The 19,378-nt window shown below is 62.4% G+C and carries 17 protein-coding genes and 1 tRNA gene; 10 read left to right on the forward strand and 8 right to left on the reverse strand.

Going from position 1 to position 19,378, the window contains the following annotated elements; translation table 11 throughout:
• Window positions 1-4: 4 nt before the first annotated feature.
• The 3 genes from PQQ95_RS08345 to tcuB are packed head-to-tail and all read left to right on the forward strand — an operon-like array spanning window position 5 to window position 3,973.
• On the forward strand, window positions 5-1,339 hold the full coding sequence (locus PQQ95_RS08345; protein ID WP_408436756.1) for an MFS transporter: 1,335 nt from the start codon (window positions 5-7) through the stop codon (window positions 1,337-1,339).
• Window positions 1,340-1,370: 31 nt separating this feature from the next.
• Complete coding sequence (gene tcuA, locus PQQ95_RS08350) at window positions 1,371-2,819, forward strand: FAD-dependent tricarballylate dehydrogenase TcuA (protein WP_408436996.1); 1,449 nt, start codon at window positions 1,371-1,373, stop codon at window positions 2,817-2,819.
• Window positions 2,820-2,833: 14 nt separating this feature from the next.
• The gene (tcuB, locus tag PQQ95_RS08355; protein ID WP_408436758.1) at window positions 2,834-3,973 is read left to right on the forward strand and encodes a tricarballylate utilization 4Fe-4S protein TcuB; all 1,140 of its coding nucleotides are present in this window, start codon (window positions 2,834-2,836) and stop codon (window positions 3,971-3,973) included.
• A gap of 336 nt (window positions 3,974-4,309) precedes the next feature.
• On the opposite strand, the gene PQQ95_RS08360 is transcribed toward tcuB, so the two are convergent.
• A tRNA-Ser gene (locus PQQ95_RS08360) sits at window positions 4,310-4,403 on the reverse strand.
• A 216-nt stretch (window positions 4,404-4,619) separates the two neighbouring features.
• Complete coding sequence (locus PQQ95_RS08365) at window positions 4,620-5,870, reverse strand: aspartate kinase (protein WP_408436759.1); 1,251 nt, start codon at window positions 5,868-5,870, stop codon at window positions 4,620-4,622.
• Window positions 5,871-6,016: 146 nt separating this feature from the next.
• Between PQQ95_RS08365 and PQQ95_RS08370 the strand changes: the two genes are divergently transcribed.
• On the forward strand, window positions 6,017-6,286 hold the full coding sequence (locus PQQ95_RS08370) for a hypothetical protein (protein ID WP_408436760.1): 270 nt from the start codon (window positions 6,017-6,019) through the stop codon (window positions 6,284-6,286).
• Between the two features lie 24 nt (window positions 6,287-6,310).
• Here PQQ95_RS08370 and tilS read toward each other — a convergent pair whose 3' ends face one another.
• From tilS to cysS, 4 genes are all read right to left on the reverse strand, one after another.
• A complete protein-coding gene (tilS, locus tag PQQ95_RS08375; protein WP_408436761.1) occupies window positions 6,311-7,777 on the reverse strand; it encodes a tRNA lysidine(34) synthetase TilS in 1,467 nt (488 codons plus the stop codon).
• A gap of 46 nt (window positions 7,778-7,823) precedes the next feature.
• Window positions 7,824-8,795 carry an acetyl-CoA carboxylase carboxyltransferase subunit alpha gene (locus PQQ95_RS08380; protein WP_007181378.1) on the reverse strand — a complete coding sequence of 324 codons (972 nt, stop codon included), beginning with the start codon at window positions 8,793-8,795 and terminating at the stop codon, window positions 7,824-7,826.
• 124 nt (window positions 8,796-8,919) lie between these two features.
• Complete coding sequence (locus PQQ95_RS08385; protein WP_408436763.1) at window positions 8,920-9,993, reverse strand: DNA-3-methyladenine glycosylase family protein; 1,074 nt, start codon at window positions 9,991-9,993, stop codon at window positions 8,920-8,922.
• A gap of 47 nt (window positions 9,994-10,040) precedes the next feature.
• Window positions 10,041-11,438 carry a cysteine--tRNA ligase gene (gene cysS / locus PQQ95_RS08390; protein WP_408436765.1) on the reverse strand — a complete coding sequence of 466 codons (1,398 nt, stop codon included), beginning with the start codon at window positions 11,436-11,438 and terminating at the stop codon, window positions 10,041-10,043.
• A gap of 315 nt (window positions 11,439-11,753) precedes the next feature.
• On the opposite strand from cysS, the gene PQQ95_RS08395 reads away from it, so the two are divergent.
• From PQQ95_RS08395 to PQQ95_RS08410, 4 genes are all read left to right on the forward strand, one after another.
• On the forward strand, window positions 11,754-12,482 hold the full coding sequence (locus tag PQQ95_RS08395; protein ID WP_408436767.1) for a tetratricopeptide repeat protein: 729 nt from the start codon (window positions 11,754-11,756) through the stop codon (window positions 12,480-12,482).
• A 49-nt stretch (window positions 12,483-12,531) separates the two neighbouring features.
• Window positions 12,532-13,113 carry a peptidylprolyl isomerase gene (locus tag PQQ95_RS08400; protein ID WP_097389655.1) on the forward strand — a complete coding sequence of 194 codons (582 nt, stop codon included), beginning with the start codon at window positions 12,532-12,534 and terminating at the stop codon, window positions 13,111-13,113.
• A gap of 147 nt (window positions 13,114-13,260) precedes the next feature.
• Window positions 13,261-13,755: a peptidylprolyl isomerase gene (locus PQQ95_RS08405; protein WP_408436769.1), complete on the forward strand. Its 495-nt coding sequence runs from the start codon at window positions 13,261-13,263 to the stop codon at window positions 13,753-13,755.
• 47 nt (window positions 13,756-13,802) lie between these two features.
• Window positions 13,803-14,600 (forward strand): UDP-2,3-diacylglucosamine diphosphatase, encoded by a 798-nt coding sequence (locus tag PQQ95_RS08410; protein WP_408436770.1) that lies wholly within the window; start codon window positions 13,803-13,805, stop codon window positions 14,598-14,600.
• Between the two features lie 98 nt (window positions 14,601-14,698).
• On the opposite strand, the gene cysE is transcribed toward PQQ95_RS08410, so the two are convergent.
• A complete protein-coding gene (cysE, locus tag PQQ95_RS08415) occupies window positions 14,699-15,544 on the reverse strand; it encodes a serine O-acetyltransferase (RefSeq protein WP_408436772.1) in 846 nt (281 codons plus the stop codon).
• A 180-nt stretch (window positions 15,545-15,724) separates the two neighbouring features.
• Window positions 15,725-16,564 (reverse strand): RNA methyltransferase, encoded by an 840-nt coding sequence (locus PQQ95_RS08420; RefSeq protein ID WP_408436773.1) that lies wholly within the window; start codon window positions 16,562-16,564, stop codon window positions 15,725-15,727.
• A gap of 363 nt (window positions 16,565-16,927) precedes the next feature.
• Between PQQ95_RS08420 and PQQ95_RS08425 the strand changes: the two genes are divergently transcribed.
• Complete coding sequence (locus PQQ95_RS08425; protein WP_408436775.1) at window positions 16,928-17,731, forward strand: inositol monophosphatase family protein; 804 nt, start codon at window positions 16,928-16,930, stop codon at window positions 17,729-17,731.
• 239 nt (window positions 17,732-17,970) lie between these two features.
• On the forward strand, window positions 17,971-19,269 hold the full coding sequence (lplT, locus tag PQQ95_RS08430) for a lysophospholipid transporter LplT (protein WP_408436776.1): 1,299 nt from the start codon (window positions 17,971-17,973) through the stop codon (window positions 19,267-19,269).
• Window positions 19,270-19,378: the final 109 nt, after the last annotated feature.

Genomic DNA, 19,378 nt, shown 5'->3' on the forward strand with positions numbered 1-19,378 from the left:
AGGCATGAAGCCTTCGCTAAGAGGTGTGCTGTTCGCGTCGTCGATAGGGTCCGCGCTCGAATGGTACGATTTTTACCTGTACTCGATTGCCTCGGCGATAGTCTTCAATCACCTGTTCTTTCCGAGTCTCTCGCCGGTGCTCGGCACGATCGCCTCGTTCGCGACGATGGGCGTCGGCTTCATCGCCCGGCCGTTCGGTGGCGTCATTTTTGGCCACCTCGGCGACCGGCTGGGGCGCAAGCCGGTTCTCATCGCGACGCTGATCCTGGTCGGCGGCGGCACCACGTTGATCGGGCTGCTGCCCACCTACAGCCAGATCGGCATGTGGGCGCCGCTGATGCTGCTTATCCTGCGCCTCGCACAAGGGCTCGGCACCGGCGCCGAGTATGGCGGCTCGATCATCATGGCGGTCGAATACGCTCCCGCGAGACGGCGTGGCCTGTTCGCCAGCGGCCCCGCAATGGGTGTCAGCATCGGCAACCTGCTCGCCTTCGGGTCGTTTGCGCTGGTCAGTTTTCTATGGAAGCAGGAACTCCTGCAATGGGCATGGCGCATTCCGTTCCTGCTGAGCTTTCTGGTGGTGCTGCTCGGCATCTATGTGCGCCGGCGCGTCGCCGAGACGCCCGCGTTCGAGTCCATCAGCAAGAAAGGCGAAATCAGGCGCTTGCCGCTCCTTGCCGCGTTTCGGGAGAACAAGCGAAGTCTTCTGATCGTGATCTTCGCGCAGATGGGACAGAACGGCATGGCGTACATGTTCAATGTGTTCGGGCTGAGCTACGTGGCGAACCAGCTCAGGGTGCCGCGCAACGACGCCCTGCTCGCACTGCTTTGTGCGACCATCATCCAGATCTTCACGATCGTCGGCGTGTCGGTTCTGTCCGACCGGATCGGGCGGCGCCCGGTCTATATCGGCGCCGCGCTGTTCACTGCGCTGATGGCATTCCCCTTCTTCTGGCTGTTGGGCTCCGGCCATCTGATACTGATCTATCTCGGCTTCGCTCTCGCGAGCGGGATCGGCTATGCCGGCATGCTCGGCACGCAGCCCGCATTTTTTGTCGAGCTGTTCGGGCCAGCTACGCGCTTCAGCGGCTTTGCGGTCGCACGTGAAATCGGCACGCTGATCGGCGGCGCACCCGTGCCCGCCGTCTCCGTCATGCTGGTGGCGTGGATGGGCGGACAACCGTGGGCTGTCGCGTGGTACATCGTCGTGTTGTGCCTGATTACCGCCGTCACCATTTTTCTGAGCCCTGAAACCTATCGGCGCGAACTCGGGGTCAGCGTTCCGGATGGCGACGACAGGTCGGCGCAGTTGTCCTCCACACTGCGTGAGGCACGCTGACGCCCCCGATAAGAAACCGGATGACTTGACGATGATCGACGTGCTGGTGATAGGCGGCGGCAACGCCGCGTTGTGCGCGGCGCTGATGGCGCGTGAGTCGGGCGCCAGCGTGATGCTGCTCGAAGCGTCGCCGCGCGCATGGCGGGGCGGTAATTCGCAACACACGCGCAATCTGCGTTGCATGCACGACGCGCCTCAGGACGTCCTGATGGATGCCTATACGGAAGAAGAATTCTGGCAGGATCTGCTGAAAGTCACCGGCGGCATGACCGACGAACCATTGGCCCGGCTCGTGATTCGCGCGTCCTCGACGTGCCGCGACTGGATGCGCCGTCATGGCGTGCATTTTCAGCCGCCGCTGTCCGGCGCCCTGCACGTTGCGCGCACCAACGCGTTTTTCATGGGAGGCGGCAAGGCGCTAGTCAACGCGTACTACCGTTCCGCTGAGCGGCTCGGCGTGCAGATCCGCTATGACGCCCCCGTTGACGCCATTGAACTCGAAGACGACCGCTTCGTCGCTGCGCGCGTGGGCGGCGAGCGCATCGCGGCACGTAGCTGCGTGCTGGCGGCCGGCGGCTTCGAATCGAATCGCGAATGGCTGCGCGAAGCGTGGGGGCAAGTCAACGGCGAATGGGTCGCCGATAACTTCCTGATTCGCGGCACGCGCTTCAATACCGGACGGGTGCTGAAGTTCATGATGGACGCCGGAGCCGACATGATCGGCGATCCGTCCCAATCGCATTGCGTCGCCATCGACGCGCGCGCCCCGCTCTATGACGGCGGTATCTGCACTCGCATCGACTGCGTCTCGCTTGGCATCGTGGTGAACCGCAACGCGCAGCGCTTTTACGACGAAGGCGAGGATTTCTGGCCCAAGCGTTACGCGGTATGGGGCCGTCTTATTGCGCAGCAGCCGGGACAGATCGGTTACTCGATCATCGACTCGAAGGCGATCGGCCGGTTTATGCCGCCCGTTTTCCCCGGCACGAAAGCCAGTACGATTGCGGAGCTCGCGCGCGCGACCGGGCTCGACGAGACAGCGTTCGTCAGCACCGTGGCGGCCTATAACGCGGCCTGCCGCGTCGGCATGTTCGATCACGCGGTGCTCGACGATTGTCACACTGAAGGCTTGAACCCGCCCAAGACACATTGGGCGCAGCCGATCGACCGGCCGCCCTTTTTCGCGTATGCGCTACGGCCCGGCATCACGTTCACGTATCTCGGACTGAAGGTCAATAAGGAAGCCGCCGTGCACTTCGGCGGCCGGCCCAGTCCGAATCTGTTCGTTGCTGGGGAAATGATGGCGGGCAACATTCTGGGCAAGGGCTATACCGCAGGCGTCGGCATGTCGATCGGCACGGCGTTCGGTCGCATTGCCGGTACCGAGGCGGCGAAAGCAGCGAGAGCGGCGAGCGCGGGGACAAGCGCGACTGCAAAAGTGACTGCAAACGCAGGAGCAAACGCGGAGGCACAACGATAATGGAAAACCCGCCGATGCAATCGCTCGAGACGCTCATCCAGGAAGCGAGTGCACTTGCGACCCACGAAGCCGAGGTCAGCCGGGTGCTGCAGATCTGCAATGCTTGCCGATACTGCGAAGGTTTTTGCGCCGTTTTTCCGGCCATGACGCACCGCCTGGAGTTTGGCCAGGCCGACATTCATTTTCTCGCCAATCTGTGTCACAACTGCGGCGCCTGCCTGTACTCATGTCAATACGCGCCGCCGCACGAATTCGCAGTGAATGTGCCTCAGGCCATGGCTCGCGTGCGGCTCGATACCTACACGCGGTACGCGTGGCCCAATGCGCTAGGCGCGCTTTATCAACGCAACGGACTCACACTCGCACTCGCGACGGCGATCTGCATCGCGATACTCCTGAGCCTGGCTCGACTGTTAAACGGGCCGATCTGGAGCGCACCGCCTGGGGGTCACTTCTATGCGGTATTTCCACACGGCACATTGGCGGGGATGTTCGGCATCGCATTCGTCTATGCCACGATCGCACTTACGGTGGGCGTAAGCCGCTTCTGGCGCAATGGGGCGCCGGGCCCCGCCTCCGCGGCCGCGCTCAAGGAAGCAGCCCACGACGCTATGAGTATGCGCTATCTGGGCGGAGGTCACGGCGAAGGCTGCAATAACGCTGACGACGCGTTCACTCTGTGGCGCCGGCGCTTCCATCACCTTACGTTTTACGGATTTATGCTGTGCTTCGCAGCTACCTGCGTCGCAACGATCTACCATTATGCGCTGCACGCTGAGGCTCCCTATTCGGTGACGAGCCTTCCTGTGTTACTCGGCACAGTGGGCGGCGTGGGGTTGGCGGCGGGCTGCATCGGACTCGGCGTGCTGCATATGCGTCGTAACCCGGCGCAGGGTGACTCCGCCCAGCGGCCAATGGACCTTGGCTTCATCGCCCTATTGCTGTTGACGAGCCTTACCGGTTTGGCGCTGTTGGGATGGCGAAGCAGTCAAGGGATGCCGCTTCTACTCGCATTCCACCTGGGTGTCGTGATGGCGCTATTCCTGACGATGCCGTACAGCAAATTCGCGCATGGGGTTTATCGCGGCGCCGCGCTACTCAAATGGTCAATCGAACGCCGCCAACCCAATCCGCTGCGGCTAAGTGACGACTGAACTGCATCAGCCTGTACGAGGGACGCTTATTTGGATCACGCGCACAGGGAGGGGATAACCTCTGCGGGTCTGATTGTTAGACGACCTTGAAGGGAAGTGCCTGGCACGTTCCAGGATTGCTTATCCTTAACAGATCCATTCTCCGATATGACACCGTCGCACCTGGTCCGACTACGACGTATATCGAATACTTGGCCTTCCATGGTTCAGGACCTCACGCCGGCGCATTAAGCCCAGCTTTTCTGCGACTCGAAGAGCTATTTGATGGTCGGTTTGTAGGTCGCATAAAAAAAACCCCGCAGAGCCTAGACTCTGCGGGGTTCTCTCTACCACTTCTGGCGGAGACGGAGGGATTCGAACCCTCGATCCAGGTTTTGGCCCAGATGCTCCCTTAGCAGGGGAGTGCCTTCGACCTCTCGGCCACGTCTCCCAAACTTTCGGTTGCGCAGGGAGTCAGCGCAACGAAGCCAAGATAATAGCGGGCCGAACCGCGAAGGTCAATGTCTGCCACACACTTTTTGTGCCAGTTTTGTCACCGACGACGCAATTTATTCACATTGACCGCGCAATACGAGACGAGGCAGGGGTAAGACAAAGGCGAGGCAAAGGCAACGCGCTCCTGTACGCCTCACCCCGTGCAGCACGGTTACGCCTGATCCAGTTCGAACGCCTTATGCAGCGCGCGCACGGCGAGCTCCATGTACTTCTCGTCGATCAGCACCGAAATCTTGATTTCGGAGGTCGAGATCATCTGGATGTTGATGCCCTCTTCCGACAGCGTGCGGAACATCGTGCTCGCGATACCCACGTGCGAACGCATGCCGACGCCGACCACCGAGACCTTCGACACCTTCGGATCGCCCAGCACCTGTTCGGCCTGCACATGACCCTTCACCTGGCCGGTGAGGATGTCCATGGCGCGCTGATAGTCGCCGCGGCCGACCGTGAACGTGAACGCCGTTTTACCTTCGACGCTCTGGTTCTGGATGATCATGTCGACGTCGATATTCGCGTCCGCCACCGGGCCGAGAATCTGATACGCGATGCCCGGCTTGTCGGGCACACCCATCACGGCGATACGAGCTTCGTCGCGCTGGAACGCGATGCCCGAGATGACTGCTTTTTCCATGGTCTCGTCTTCTTCAAAAGTAATCAGGGTGCCCGACTTCATTTCCGTGTCGAGCGGGATCAGCGGATCGGTCAGGCTCGACAGCACGCGTGTCTTCACCTGATATTTGCCGGCGAATTCCACCGAGCGGATCTGCAGCACCTTGGAACCCAGGCTTGCCATTTCCAGCATTTCTTCAAACGTCACGCGATCGAGGCGACGTGCTTCTTCCACCACGCGCGGGTCGGTCGTGTAGACGCCGTCGACGTCCGTGTAAATCAGGCACTCGTCGGCCTTCAAAGCGGCAGCGACTGCAACCGCGGACGTATCCGAACCGCCACGGCCGAGCGTGGTGATGTGGCCTTCAGGGTCGATACCCTGGAAGCCCGTGATCACCACCACTTTGCCCGCGTCGAGATCGCGCAGCACGCGCTCGCCGTCGATTTCGCTAATCCGTGCTTTCGTGAATGCGCTATCCGTTTTGACCGGCACTTGCCAGCCGGCATAGCTGACCGCGTCGACGCCGGCTTCCTGCAGCGCGATGGCGAGCAAACCCGAGCTGACCTGCTCGCCGGTGGCGGCGATCATGTCGAGTTCGCGCGGGCTCGGCTGACTCGTGATTTCTTTCGCGAGACCGAGCAAGCGGTTGGTTTCGCCGGACATCGCCGACGGCACGACGACCATCTTGTGGCCGGCCTTATGCCATTTCGCGACGCGCTTGGCGACGTTCTTGATGCGCTCGACCGAGCCCATCGAGGTGCCGCCGTATTTATGTACGATGAGTGCCATTGTCGTTCTGAACTGGAGGATAAACCGCGCTGGCGCGCTGGAGACGACCGCACAAAAGCACAGGAGCGCAACGTCTTGTGAACGACGGCAAAATGTGTGGCGGCGTAGATGCAGCGCGCGTGTAACACGCGCGGATTTGCCCGGGAATGATCGCTAGTGGCTTACCGGACGCGACGGATCACGCTCGCAAACCGGTAAATACGACAAAATTGACAAAAGCGACGGCGAAATCGGGTCGGGCAAACAAGTTAAATTACCCGATCGGGCGAAAAAAGACAAGCCAGAATGGCCGCAAAATGGCTCATATTCGCGGCTGGAAAGGCTTATCCGGTGCGATTTGGGTTCTGTTTTGCGTGCTGGTTTTGCGCCCTTTTTTCACCCTGCTTTTCATCCTATTTTCGCGCTTCACCCAATAGATAACCGTGTGCCCGACCGGTCGGTCATGCGATCAGCAGATCGTCGCGCCAGATGATCCTGACGCGCTGATCGGCCGCATCGATCTGTTCGGGTAACGCCGCGCGGTTCAGGCCGAGCAAAGGCACGAACAGCAAATCGCCACCTACGTAAAGTAGCGGTACGTCGCGCTTCCATGCAGGAATGCCGCGCTCCTGAAACAGGTTTTTCAGCGTGCGGCTCGGGCTGCCGGGTGCGGCGTTCGTGCGCATCCGTTCGCCGCCGCTGCGCGAACGCGCGCTCAACAATCCCCGGCGTAGCACGCTGACGGGAAGCGTATCGGGATCGTCCGACGCAGCATCGGCATTATCGGAGGCATCGGAATCAGCAGCGACAGCGACAAACACAAAAGTGCCCCGCCATTGCGGCAAACGCCAGATCGCTTCACCCTGCCATGCGAGTTCGCTGACGGTGCGCATCGATAGCGCGGTTTCGTCGGCGGGTTCGCTGCTATCGCCCGCTTCCCAGTAGACGAGGCCGCGATAACTGCGCAACGCCTGCCCTGCGTGATCGATACGCAGGCTGTGGCCCTCGCCTGCTTTGCCGACTTCGCGCAACTGCCGCAAAGCGTCGGTGAGACGCGCCGTCGATGCCGCCACGAGGCCCTGCGTGCGCATCCAGTAGCGCAGCAGGTTGAGCGCGCGATCGTCGTCGAGGGAAAGCAGTGCGTCATGCGATAGCGCACGGCCGTCATCGCGCACGGCTTCGTCCAGATCGAGGCGCGCGAGATCGTCGAGTAGACGTTGTGCCGATGCCGCATGCGCGGCCGTGCGCGCGAGTGCGTCGCGAAAACCAGGAAAATGGACGGCCAACGCCGGTGTCACCTCGTGACGCAATGCGTTGCGCGCGTAACGGGTGTCGGCGTTCGATTCATCGTCGATCCAGTGCAGGTTGTGGTCGCTCGCATACTGCTCGAGTTGTGCACGCAGCAGATGCAGCAAAGGTCTCACACGCGCCGCAGAGGCGCCCGCCGGCAAATACTCAGGCGCCATCGCCGCCAGTCCCGCGAGGCCTGCGCCGCGCAGCAGTTGCAACAGCACCGTCTCCGCCTGGTCGTCCGCATGTTGCGCAAGCCATAACGTACGAATCGCGCGGGTTGCGCACATTGCGTCGAGCGCGCGATAACGCGCGTCACGCGCCGCGGCCTCGACACTCACACCCGCGTCACGTGGTACCTCGACACGCTGCGCCGCGAATTCAACGCCGCGTTCCCGCGCAAATGCTTCGCAATGCGTGAGCCACGCGTCGGCATGCGCGCTGAGGCCATGGTGCACATGCAGCGCGACACAACGCGACGCCCCCGCAACGCGCATCGCCGCATCGAGCAGCACGCTCGAATCGACGCCGCCGCTGAACGCAATCGCAATGCGCGCGTTCGCAGGCAACGCGGACAGCGCCACGCCGACCGCCTCGAGAACGCGGCGGTCGGCGGGAGAATCGGCGGTGGAAGTCACGTCGCTCGCGCGTTACGCGCTGGAGGACGAAGGAGAACGCGCGGGCTTAAGCACCCGGCGTCGTTTCCTTGAACTTGCCGTACGACATCAACCGTTCGAAACGGCGTTGACGCAGGTCGTTGATGCTCATACCTTGAAACTGACGCAGCGAGTCGGCAAGCGCGCGGCGCAGCATCGCGGCCATGCCCTTCGGATCGCGATGCGCGCCGCCCAGCGGCTCGTTGACGATCTTGTCGATCAGGCCAAGCGCCTTCAGACGATGCGCGGTCAGGCCGAGCGCTTCCGCGGCTTCCGGCGCTTTCGCGGCGCTCTTCCACAGGATCGACGCGCAGCCCTCCGGCGAAATCACCGAATAGGTCGAGAATTGCAGCATCAGCACGCTATCGCCCACGGCAATCGCGAGCGCGCCGCCCGAACCACCTTCGCCGATGATCGTAGCGATCAGCGGCGTCTTGAGTTCAGCCATCACGTACAGATTGCGGCCGATCGCTTCCGACTGGCCCCGCTCTTCCGCACCGATGCCCGGGTAGGCACCCGGCGTGTCGATGAACGTGAAGATCGGCAAACCGAATTTCTCGGCGAGACGCATCAGACGTTCGGCCTTGCGATAGCCTTCCGGACGCGGCATGCCGAAGTTGCGCAGCGCGCGCTCCTTCGTGTCACGCCCCTTCTGATGGCCGATCACCATGCAAGCCTGGCCGTTGAAACGCGCAAGGCCGCCGACGATCGACAGGTCGTCCGCATAATTGCGGTCGCCATGCAGTTCGTGGAAATCGGTGAACAGCTCGTTCACGTAATCGAACGTGTACGGGCGCTGGGGGTGTCGGGCGATTTGCGAAACCTGCCACGGCGTGAGGTTCGCATACAGATCTTTGGTGAGCTGCTGACTCTTCTTGGACAGCCGCTCGATCTCTTCCGAAATATCGACGGCCGAATCGTCCTGCACGAAGCGCAATTCTTCGATCTTCGCTTCGAGTTCAGCGATCGGCTGTTCGAAATCCAGAAAGGTGGTCTTCATTGGTTGTAATCCTTGGACTTACCGGCAGCGCGTATTCTAACCGCGCTCGCCGATGTCAAAACCATCTCTCAACTATCAATTTTTAACAATCGATAGTTTTTGAAACGGTATGGCTTCTTATTCTTTAGTAGTCGACCGGCAACGGATCGAGACTACGCCACATATACCAGGTGGCGACGGTGCGCCACGGCTCCCAGTTTGCCGCAACCTCCCGCGCTTCGCTGCGCGTAACCGGCTCGCCACTGAAGTAATTGACGCTGATCGCACGGATCAGGCCGAGATCGTCCAGCGGCAGCACGTCCGGGCGCGACAGATTGAAGATCAGGAACATTTCCGCAGTCCAGCGGCCGATGCCGCGGATCTGCGTGAGTTCGGCAATCACCGCCTCGTCGTCCATCGAGGTCCACTTGCCGACGTGCAAGGCGCCCGACACGAAATGCTGAGCGAGATCGAGCACGTATTCGGCCTTGCGCTTGGACAAGCCGCACGCCGTCAGCTTGTCCTGGCCGAGCTTGATGAACTGCTGCGGCACGAGCTTCGGACACGCCGCTTCGACTTTCGCCCACACGGCTTGCGCGGAAGCCACCGAAATCTGCTGCCCGACCACCGAACGCGCGAGCGTGACGAACGGATCGCCACGGCTCAGCAGATGCACCGGGCCAAACTTGGGAATCAGCTTCTTCAGGATACGGTCGCGCTTGACGAGGTCGGCGCATGCCTTGTCCCAATACGCCGGACGGGTGACTTCAGGCGTGAGTCCGCCGATCTGCACCGGCACCGCGAGTTCGGCCACGCCCGCTGCTTCGCCGCCCGCACTCGACGACGCGCGCGTCTTGCGTACGATTTCGCTTTCATGCCCCTCGTGCTTGATGCGCGCGAGTTCCTGCACCTCGCCGGCGAGTTCGGCGGGCAAGGCGCCATTGCTTTTTGCACGTGGGGCTTTAGCGCGCGTAGCAACAGGCGCATGCGCCGACGCGCCGTTCAGCGCGCGCTTGACGGTGGCCTTCTTCGCCGCTGCGGTTGCTGTACCCGCCGCTACGCGCACGCCGGCCTTCGCCGGCACGCCGGCGGCTTTCGACGATGCATTTTTTACCGCGCCGCTGCCCGCACGAGCCGACGTTCGTGTCGACTTTGCCGCAGTTGCCGCGTTTGTTTGAGACGTGGCTCGTTTAGCCGGCGTCTTCGTGGCCGTTGCCATCCTGCCTCCTGCCTGGCGAGTCGATTAGAGGGAAGCTCGAGGTGCGCTCACACGCGCCGCCACTCGGTCAACCCGCCGGGTTTGTCTTCAAGTGCAACGCCGGCCTCGAGCAATTCGGCCCGGATCCGGTCTGCTGCCGCATAGTCTTTTGCCTGCTTGGCGGCCACACGCGCGGCGATCTTTGCTTCGATCGCGGCGGCGTCGAGCGCGCCTTCTGCGGCGGCGCCCGCAGCCTGTTGCAGGTAGGCACGCGGCTCCCGGCCGAGCAACCCGATCACCTGTGCGAGCGAGCGCAGTTGACGGGCCAGCGCGGGGTCGCGCGTGCGATTCACTTCAGTTGCCAACTCGAACAACACCGACACCGCAACCGGCGTGTTGAAGTCGTCGTTCATCGCTGCCTGGAAACGCTGCGCATGCGCCTCGTTCCAGTCGAGCGCCGCGCCGTCCGGCGTGACGTCTTTCAGCGCGGTGTACAAACGCGTCAGCGCGCTGCGGGCGTCGTCGATATGCACGTCGCTGTAATTCAACGGCGAGCGGTAATGCGCGCGCGCGATGAAAAAACGTACGACCTCGGCATCGTACTGCGCCAATACTTCACGGATCGTAAAGAAGTTGTTCAACGACTTCGACATCTTCTCATTGTCGATCTGAACATAGCCGTTGTGCATCCAGTAATTGACGAAGGTTTGTCCGGTCGCAGCTTCGCTCTGCGCAATCTCGTTCTCGTGGTGCGGAAACTGCAGATCCTGACCGCCGCCGTGAATGTCGAAATGCTCGCCGAGCAACGTGCAGCCCATGGCCGAGCATTCGATATGCCAGCCTGGGCGGCCGCGCCCGTACTTCGACTCCCAGCCGGTGTCGGCCGGTTCGTCCGGCTTCGCCTGCTTCCACAGCACGAAGTCGAGCGGGTCCTGCTTCGCGTCGTTCGCCGCGACGCGTTCGCCCGCGCGCAGATCTTCGAGCGACTTGCCCGACAGCTTGCCGTAGCCCGCGAACTTGCGCACCGCGTAGTTCACGTCGCCGTCGCCCGCCTGATAGGCGTAACCGTTCGCCTCGAGCTTCTCGATCATGCCGAGCATCTGCGGAATGAAATCGGTGGCGCGCGGCTCCAGATCGGGCCGCTCGATGCCGAGCGCGTCCGCATCTTCATGCAACGCCTTGATGAAGCGATCGGTCAGCGACTTGATCGTTTCGCCGTTCTCCACTGCGCGCCGGATGATCTTGTCATCGATATCCGTGATGTTGCGCACGTAGGTCACGTCGTAACCGAGCGTGCGCAGCCACCGCTGCACGATGTCGAACACGACCATCACCCGCGCATGACCGACGTGACAATAGTCGTATACGGTCATCCCGCAGACATACATCCGCACGACGCCATCTTGCAGCGGCACGAAAGTTTGCTTGTCACGCGCGAGCGTGTTGTAGATGCGCAGTGATTCCATAGAGAACGGTGCGTGGGCCGAAAGAAATCCACAACGTGTTTCGTGCTGTTTCGTGCATGAAGCGCCCCGCGAGAAGACAGCGGGAGTATCCTGTACTGCCGCTTTGCACAACGCTTCGTACAACGCTTCGTACAACCTTTTGCACAACCTTTGCACAACAACACGCACAGCAGCAAACCGGTGCACCGGGTGCGACGGTCAGGCTGCGATCAATGCGGAGACGACCACGAGTGGCGAAAAGACAGTTTGCGGCTCGACGAAACGCGCAGACCTTTTGTTAGAATGGGTCGGAGTATAACATCCAGACCCGAGCCTATGAAACCTTCCAGCGGCCGCGCGCGCAGCGCTGCGACCCTCGCCGCGACGGCATTCTGCGCCGTCGCCCTCACGGTCTTGCCGGGTGCTGCCGCGTACGCGCAGAAAGCCGCCACGATGCCGCAAGGCCCCGCCGTGCGCGACAACACGCCGGAGATCGACGCGTCGATTGCGCAGAAGAACTGGCAAGCGTCGCTCACCCAACTCGACGCGCGCATCGCCTCGAATCCGCACGACGCACAAGCCAGGTTCAAGCGCGGCACGGTGCTCGCCCACCTGAATCGGGACGACGAAGCGATCACCGCGTTCACCGAACTCACGCAGCTGTATCCGGAACTGCCCGAACCGTATAACAACCTGGCGGCGCTCTATGCGAAGCACGGCCGTTATGCCGAGGCGCGCGCCGCACTCGAAACCGCGACCAAGGTCAATCCAGGCTACGGCCTCGCCTACGAGAATCTCGGCGACCTGTATCTGCGCATGGCTAACGAAGCCTACCGTCGCGCGCAAAGTCTTGGCAAAGCGAGCGCCACCACCACGCAGCGCCTCGCCGACATCCAGAAGATCGTCTCGCCGCCCAAGGGCAGCGCGCCGGTGAAAAAAGCCGCCGCACCGGTTGAAGCCAGCGCCGTGCGCCCCACCGCGGACATGACACAAACCCCGAGCTTCCAGTACGGCGGCGCCAACGGCTCGCTCGCCATGCCGCCTTATATGGCGCCCTCGAAGTAACACCGTCACCGTTTTCGGCAACACGTTTTTTCCAACCCTGAGGATCTTCATGAAATGGTTGATGTTGGCGCTCGGCAGCGCCGCCCTGATCGCAAACGCCCCCGCCTTTGCCCAGTCCGGTTCGCAGGCCGCGCATCCGTCCGTCCTCTTCAAGACCACGGAAGGCGACATCCGCGTCGAGTTGTATCCTGAGAAGGCGCCGAAAACGGTCGCCAATTTCCTCGACTACGTGAAGTCCGGCCAGTACAGCGGCACGATTTTCCATCGCGTGATTCGCGGCTTCATGATTCAGGGCGGCGGTTATACGCAGAGCTTCGCGGAGAAGCCCACGCGCGCACCGATCCCGCTCGAAAGCCGTAACGGTCTGAAGAACGCCGCCGGCACGCTCGCCATGGCGCGCACCAGCGATCCGAATTCGGCCACGGCGCAGTTCTTCATCAACACGGTGGACAACGCCGGCCTCGACTATCCGAATCCGGACGGCAATGGCTACGCGGTGTTCGGTAAGGTCACGAGCGGCATGGACGTCGTGAAGAAGATCGAAGGCACGGCCACCACCACACGCGGCCCGATGAGCGACGTGCCGCAAAAGCCAATCGTGATCGAGTCGGCCACGGTAGTCGGCAAGTAACAGAACAATAAGCGGCACTAAAACAGCACCAGACACGCTGCACCGGAAGTCAACGTTAAATCTACGCCCCCGGCGCGACCCATCGTCATCGCACCTTATGACGAACGGCCGCGCCTTTTACCCACCCGTTCATCAAAGGATTCCATCATGGTTGAACTGCATACGAACCACGGCGTCATCAAACTCGAACTTGATGCTGAAAAGGCGCCGAAGTCGGTTGAGAACTTCCTCAACTACGTGAAGGCCGGCCATTACGACAACACGGTGTTCCACCGCGTGATCGACGGTTTCATGATCCAGGGCGGCGGTTTCGAGCCCGGCATGAAGCAGAAGCCGACGGCTGAGCCGATCACCAACGAAGCGAACAACAGCCTGAAGAATGTCAACGGCTCGATCGCGATGGCTCGCACGAACGACCCGCACTCGGCGACCGCGCAATTCTTCATCAACGTGAACGACAACGACTTCCTGAACCACTCGTCGCCGACGCCGCAGGGCTGGGGCTACGCGGTGTTCGGCAAGGTGGTCGACGGCCTGGACATCGTCGAGAAGATCAAGAAGGTCAAGACGGGTTCGAAGGGCTTCCATCAGGACGTGCCGGCCGACGACGTCGTGATCGAAAAAGCCGTGATCGTCGACTAAGCGTCCGATAAAGGCCAACCCGTTTGAACTGATATCAGGCACCTTCAATGCTGCAAGAAACGCCGCTGCGAAGCGTCGCCGCGGGCGTGCCTGGCGAGGGCAAACGCCCGCACGCCGCACGCCCGTTTTTTTTCCTCTCCGATATTCATCTGAGCGAGGCGATTCCGCACACGGTCGCCGCGTTCGAACATTTCATTCGCGTCACGGCCGAGCAGGCGGATTCGGTTTTCATTCTCGGCGATCTGTTCGAGTACTGGATCGGCGACGACATGCTCGTGGAGCCGTTCGTCGCGCGCATGGCGGCGTTGCTGCATACGCTGTCGGAACGCGGTATCGCGCTCTACATCATGCACGGCAATCGCGATTTTCTGCTCGGCAAGCGCTTCATGAAAGCGGCCGGCGCGATCTGGCTGCCTGATCCGTTCGTGATCACCGCATTCGGCACGCGGCTCGTGCTCGCACATGGTGACAGCCTCTGCACCGCGGATCGCGGCTATCAATTTTTCCGGCACTTTGCGCGCAGCCGTTTCGCGCAGATGCTGTTTCTCGCGTGGCCGTTTCGCTGGCGTCAGGCGCTGGCGGAAAACATGCGCTCGAAAAGCGAGCAAGGCCGCTCGCGTCCGGTTTCGTCGAAGTATGACGTGACGCAGAAGGCCGTCGCTGCGTTATTCAAGGTGTCGAAAACGGCTACGCTCATTCATGGGCACACGCATCGTCCGGCGCGGCATCGCGAGCCGGGCGGCACGCGCTGGGTGCTACCGGATTGGGATCTCGACCACGGCGAGCGCCGTGGCGGTTATCTGCTGATCGATGCGGAAGGGATTCGGGCGTTGCCGCTGAATTGACCGGCCGGCGCCACTTGCCGGTGGCACGTTCCGTGGGGGTGCATTGACATGATTCGCCGGCGTCGCGCGAGACGTGTTCCCCCACACTGGCTGCATGACTAGCGCTCCGCCATCACCCCTTCCACCTTTCCTGCAATCGCGGCCGACAGGCGTCGCAGATCGAGCAGTGCGGCGTCAGCGCCTTGCAGCCCTTCCAGACTGGTTCCCAGCCGCTCCAGCGCGTCGACGATTTCGTCAATACGCTTGGATTGCGTAGCGGCATGATCGATCAGACCGTGAATCGCCAGCGATACTGGATCGTCCGCATTTGGCGTGATGCCGTAAGCGCAGAATGCGCTGCTCCCGGACGCAGCCTTCGACCCACGCGCAGCGCCATTTGCCGATGCGCCCGGCGAACCCGCCGTCACCTCAGCAGCCACGGCAGCCGCGGCCGGGACAATGATCCGCGCCGGATTACCCACCGCCGTGCCGCGCGCCGGCACCGGCTTCGTGACCACCGCATTCGAGCCGATCTTCGCGTCCGCGCCGATCGTAAAGCCGCCGAGCACCTTCGCCCCCGCACCCACGATCACGCCACGCTCAAGCGTAGGATGCCGTTTCGCACCGCGCGTGAGCGACGTGCCGCCAAGCGTCACGCCCTGGTAGATCGTGCAGTCGTCGCCGACTTGCGCCGTCTCGCCAATCACGACGCCCATGCCGTGATCGATGAACACGCGACGGCCCAGCGTGGCGCCCGGATGAATTTCGATGCCGGTCATGAAACGCGCCATCTGCGAGATGAAGCGCGCGAGCCAGCGGCGTTTAGCCTGCCAGCATGCATGCGCGAGCCGGTGCAGCACGAGCGCGTGCAGACCCGGGTAACACGTGAGGACTTCCCAGGCGCTGCGGGCGGCGGGATCGCGCTCGCGGATCGTGGCGATGTCTTCGCGGAGTCTCGTGAACATGGCAGGGACTAGGTCGTGGGGAAAAAGACCGCCCGCGTGCAACACCACGCACGGCGGATGCTTGCCGCATAGCAGATCGGCAGCTTTGCTTAGAACGTTTCGAGCGATTGTAGGGCGATTGCGCGAAACCTGCCGGAAGCCCACGCTGCCGGCAAGGTCGGAGAGTGACGGGCGCAGCCCTTAAGACGCGTCGCCGCCCGGCGGTTTGGTCTTCAGCAGAATGTGCTTGGCGATGCCGCGCACGATATTCACTTCCTCGCGCTCCAGGCCGGAACGCGCGAACAGGCGCCGCAAGCGGGGCATCAGTTTCTTTGGATTGGCCGGATCGAGAAACTCGAGCGCGACGAGCGCGCTTTCCAGATGCGCATACATACTTTCGATTTCGTCGCTTGCCGCCCGCGCGCCGACCGGCTCGCCCTGCCCGGCAGCCGCCTGAGCCACCGCCGCGGATGCCGCAGCCGTTGCGTCGTCAGTGGACAGATACGCCGTGCGCAATTCGTACGCCAACACCTGCACGGCCTGCGCCAGATTGAGCGAACTGTAGGCGGGATTGGCCGGAATATGCGCGAGCGCGCTGCAACGCTCGACGTCTTCGTTCGACAGGCCCGTGCGCTCGTTGCCGAACACCAGCGCGATCTCGCCATGTAGAGCCTGCTCACGCGCCGCGCCGGCCGCGGCACGCGGCGTCCATTGCGGCGGCCCGTATTCGCGCAGCCGGGCGGTCAGCGCAATCGACCAATGCACGCCATTCAGCGCATCGGCAAGCGTCGGTACGACGTGCGCGGACGCCAGCACGTCGTCAGCGCCGCTCGCCATGGCGATGGCTTCCGGATCGCTTTGCACGTGCGGCACACGTGGCGACACCAGCACAAGACGTGAGAAACCCATGGTTTTCAGCGCGCGCGCCGCCGCGCCGACGTTGCCGGGATGGCTGGGCTCGACGAGCACGAAGCGCGTCGACGTAAAGCCGCCGCGCAGGTCCGCCACGGTGGGATCGGAAGAATGGTGGGTGTGGTCCACGATGGAATTCAGCAAGCTAAAGAACGCGTATGGTAGCGCCAACGCCGCCTCGGCTCCGAAATGCGCGTGTCCGCCGTACCGGAACCGCGCAACCGGACCCTCGCACGCCATGCCGGACAGCAAGCGCTGCCGCAGCGCCCGGACTCAGGTAAAATACCGGTATTCGCGCCCGGTTTTCGCCTGTGAAAACTCCGGCGCCTCGTTCTTATCCAATTCGTCTCCGTCGGCGGAATGCGCACCGGGTCCTTATCGGACGTGCGTTCCGTGCTGTTTCCGCGCCCTTTGATGGCGCTCAATTAGCGCTCATCCCGCGCTCATTTACCGGTAAGCAGCCGTGCTGCCCCGGCACAAGGATCCAGTCTCATGCATCCCATGCTCAATATCGCTGTGAAGGCCGCGCGCCGCGCAGCCCAGATCATCAACCGCGCGTCGCTCGACCTCGATCTGCTCCAGGTCAGCAAGAAACAGCACAACGATTTCGTCACGGAGGTCGACAAAGCGTCTGAAGCGGCGATCATCGACACGCTCAAGACAGCCTACCCCGATCACGCCATCCTCGCCGAAGAATCCGGCAAGTCGGACAACGAGTCCGAATACCAGTGGATCATCGATCCGCTCGACGGCACCACCAATTTCATCCACGGCTTCCCGTACTACTGCGTATCGATCGCGCTCGCGCACAAAGGCATCGTGACCCAGGCCGTCGTCTATGATCCGACCCGCAACGACCTGTTCACCGCTTCGCGCGGCCGTGGCGCGTTCCTGAACGATCGCCGTATCCGCGTCGCCAAGCGCGACCGCCTGGCTGACGGCCTGATCGGCACCGGCTTCCCGTTCCGCGAAAAAGACGGCCTCGAAGCGTACGGCCGCCTGTTCGCTGAAATGACCGAAGCCTGCGCCGGACTGCGCCGTCCGGGTGCTGCCGCGCTCGATCTGGCCAACGTCGCCGCGGGCCGTATGGACGGCTTCTTCGAGCAGGGCCTGAATCCGTGGGACGTCGCCGCGGGCAGCCTGCTGATCACGGAAGCCGGCGGTCTGGTCGGCAATTACACGGGCGACTCGGACTTCCTGCACGTCGGCGAAATCGTCGCGGGCAATCCGAAGGTTTACGCGCAGATGATTCCGATCCTGTCGCGCTACAGCCGTACGCGCCAGCAATCGGCTTAAGGTCTTGGGTCAGCTCTCAGGCCTGGAGCCTAAGCCCGTGATCTCACCAGCTCAGCGCCCACATCGGTAACACGTAAAGCGGCTTCGGCCGCTTTTTCGTTGCCGCGCCTGCATCCGGCAGGCGTTCGTGCTACAAAGCGGAAGGCCGCGCCGGCACGCTCGATCGCCGGCTGCGTTTTGCGCGCTTCCTGCAGCGCCCTGCTTCGCGTCAGACTGCCGCGCAGCTTCCGATCCGCTTCATGAAAAAAGGCTTCTACACAATCATCGCGGCGCAGTTCATTTCGTCGCTCGCGGACAATGCACTGCTGATCGCCGCTATCGCCCTGCTATCGGTGATCCGTTCGGCCGCCTGGGTCACGCCGCTGCTGCAGATTTTCTTCACCGTTTCCTACGTGTTGCTCGCCCCCTTCGTCGGCGCATTCGCCGACGCGCTGCAGAAGCGGCACGTCATGTTCGTCTCCAACGCGCTCAAGGCGAGCGGTTGCCTGATGATGATCGCCGGCGTCCATCCGATGATCGCGTATGGCGTGGTCGGCTTCGGCGCGGCCGCCTATTCGCCGGCCAAGTACGGCATTCTCACCGAGCTCCTGCCCGCGGAAAAACTCGTCAAGGCGAACGCGTGGCTCGAATCGGCCACCGTCCTGTCGACCATTGTCGGTACGATGGTCGGCGGGGCGCTGATCAGCACCGTTGCCGACCGGTTCGTCGCGCATGCGCATCTGCCGCTGATCCGCTCGTCCGCCGATCTGGCGATGTTCGCGGTGATGGTCACCTATGCCATCGCGGCGGCGATCAACATCTTCATCCCCGACACCGGCGCGCGTTACCCGAACCGTTTGACGGAGCCGAAGAAGCTGGTCGGCGACTTCTACCATTGCTTCAACGTGCTGTGGGCCGACAAGCTCGCGCAGATCGCGCTGTGGGTCACGACGCTGATGTGGGGCGGCGCGGTCACGCTGCAATTGCTGGTGCTCAAATGGGCGAATGTGAACCTTGGCTTGTCGCTGTCGAAGGCTGCGGTGATGCAAGGCGTGACGGGGCTTGGCATCGCCGTCGGCGCGGCGGCCGCGGCGGCGCTGATTCCATTGCGCAAGTCGCTGCGCGTGCTGCCGATCGGCATCCTCACCGGCGCAGTCGCGATCGCCATGGCGTTCTACAACCGGGACCTGTTTCCGGCGGGCGCCGGCATCCGCATCGGCTCGTACGTGCTGCCGATCTATATCCTGCTCGCCTATCCCCTGATGATCCTGCTCGGCGCGCTATCCGGCTTTTTTATCGTGCCGATGAACGCGATCCTCCAGCATCGTGGCGCGACCTTGCTCTCCGCGGGACATTCGATCGCGGTGCAGAATTTCAACCAGAATCTGGCCGTGCTGCTGATGCTGGGGGCCTACGCGATACTGCTCACCGCGAAAATACCGGCGCAATGGATCATTGTTGTGTTCGGCAGTTTCATCACGTTCATGATGTGGCTCGCAAAGCGGCGCAGCGCCGTGAATGAGCGCACGGTGGATATGCGGGCGCTCGTTGAAGAATGACGCCATGGCGAGAATCGCCCGGCTGACGCGAGAATCCGTCTTGCGACATGCAAGTTGCGTGGCGGCTGGCCATCCGGCCAGGGTCCGCTCGCCGCGTCGGCGGGTTAAA

It is taken from the genome of Paraburkholderia caffeinilytica (assembly GCF_046030355.1).
Classification (GTDB): domain Bacteria; phylum Pseudomonadota; class Gammaproteobacteria; order Burkholderiales; family Burkholderiaceae; genus Paraburkholderia; species Paraburkholderia caffeinilytica_B.

What these genes read in the sequence shown, in the direction of transcription:
- PQQ95_RS08345 (WP_408436756.1), top strand. Translation starts at nt 5, where the DNA reads ATGAAGCCTTCGCTAAGAGGTGTGCTGTTCGCGTCGTCGATAGGGTCC.
- tcuA (WP_408436996.1), top strand. Translation starts at nt 1,371, where the DNA reads ATGATCGACGTGCTGGTGATAGGCGGCGGCAACGCCGCGTTGTGCGCG.
- tcuB (WP_408436758.1), top strand. Translation starts at nt 2,834, where the DNA reads ATGCAATCGCTCGAGACGCTCATCCAGGAAGCGAGTGCACTTGCGACC.
- PQQ95_RS08365 (WP_408436759.1), bottom strand. Translation starts at nt 5,870, where the DNA reads ATGGCACTCATCGTACATAAATACGGCGGCACCTCGATGGGCTCGGTC.
- PQQ95_RS08370 (WP_408436760.1), top strand. Translation starts at nt 6,017, where the DNA reads ATGATCGCTAGTGGCTTACCGGACGCGACGGATCACGCTCGCAAACCG.
- PQQ95_RS08380 (WP_007181378.1), bottom strand. Translation starts at nt 8,795, where the DNA reads ATGAAGACCACCTTTCTGGATTTCGAACAGCCGATCGCTGAACTCGAA.
- PQQ95_RS08385 (WP_408436763.1), bottom strand. Translation starts at nt 9,993, where the DNA reads ATGGCAACGGCCACGAAGACGCCGGCTAAACGAGCCACGTCTCAAACA.
- cysS (WP_408436765.1), bottom strand. Translation starts at nt 11,438, where the DNA reads ATGGAATCACTGCGCATCTACAACACGCTCGCGCGTGACAAGCAAACT.
- PQQ95_RS08395 (WP_408436767.1), top strand. Translation starts at nt 11,754, where the DNA reads ATGAAACCTTCCAGCGGCCGCGCGCGCAGCGCTGCGACCCTCGCCGCG.
- PQQ95_RS08400 (WP_097389655.1), top strand. Translation starts at nt 12,532, where the DNA reads ATGAAATGGTTGATGTTGGCGCTCGGCAGCGCCGCCCTGATCGCAAAC.
- PQQ95_RS08405 (WP_408436769.1), top strand. Translation starts at nt 13,261, where the DNA reads ATGGTTGAACTGCATACGAACCACGGCGTCATCAAACTCGAACTTGAT.
- PQQ95_RS08410 (WP_408436770.1), top strand. Translation starts at nt 13,803, where the DNA reads ATGCTGCAAGAAACGCCGCTGCGAAGCGTCGCCGCGGGCGTGCCTGGC.
- cysE (WP_408436772.1), bottom strand. Translation starts at nt 15,544, where the DNA reads ATGTTCACGAGACTCCGCGAAGACATCGCCACGATCCGCGAGCGCGAT.
- PQQ95_RS08425 (WP_408436775.1), top strand. Translation starts at nt 16,928, where the DNA reads ATGCATCCCATGCTCAATATCGCTGTGAAGGCCGCGCGCCGCGCAGCC.
- lplT (WP_408436776.1), top strand. Translation starts at nt 17,971, where the DNA reads ATGAAAAAAGGCTTCTACACAATCATCGCGGCGCAGTTCATTTCGTCG.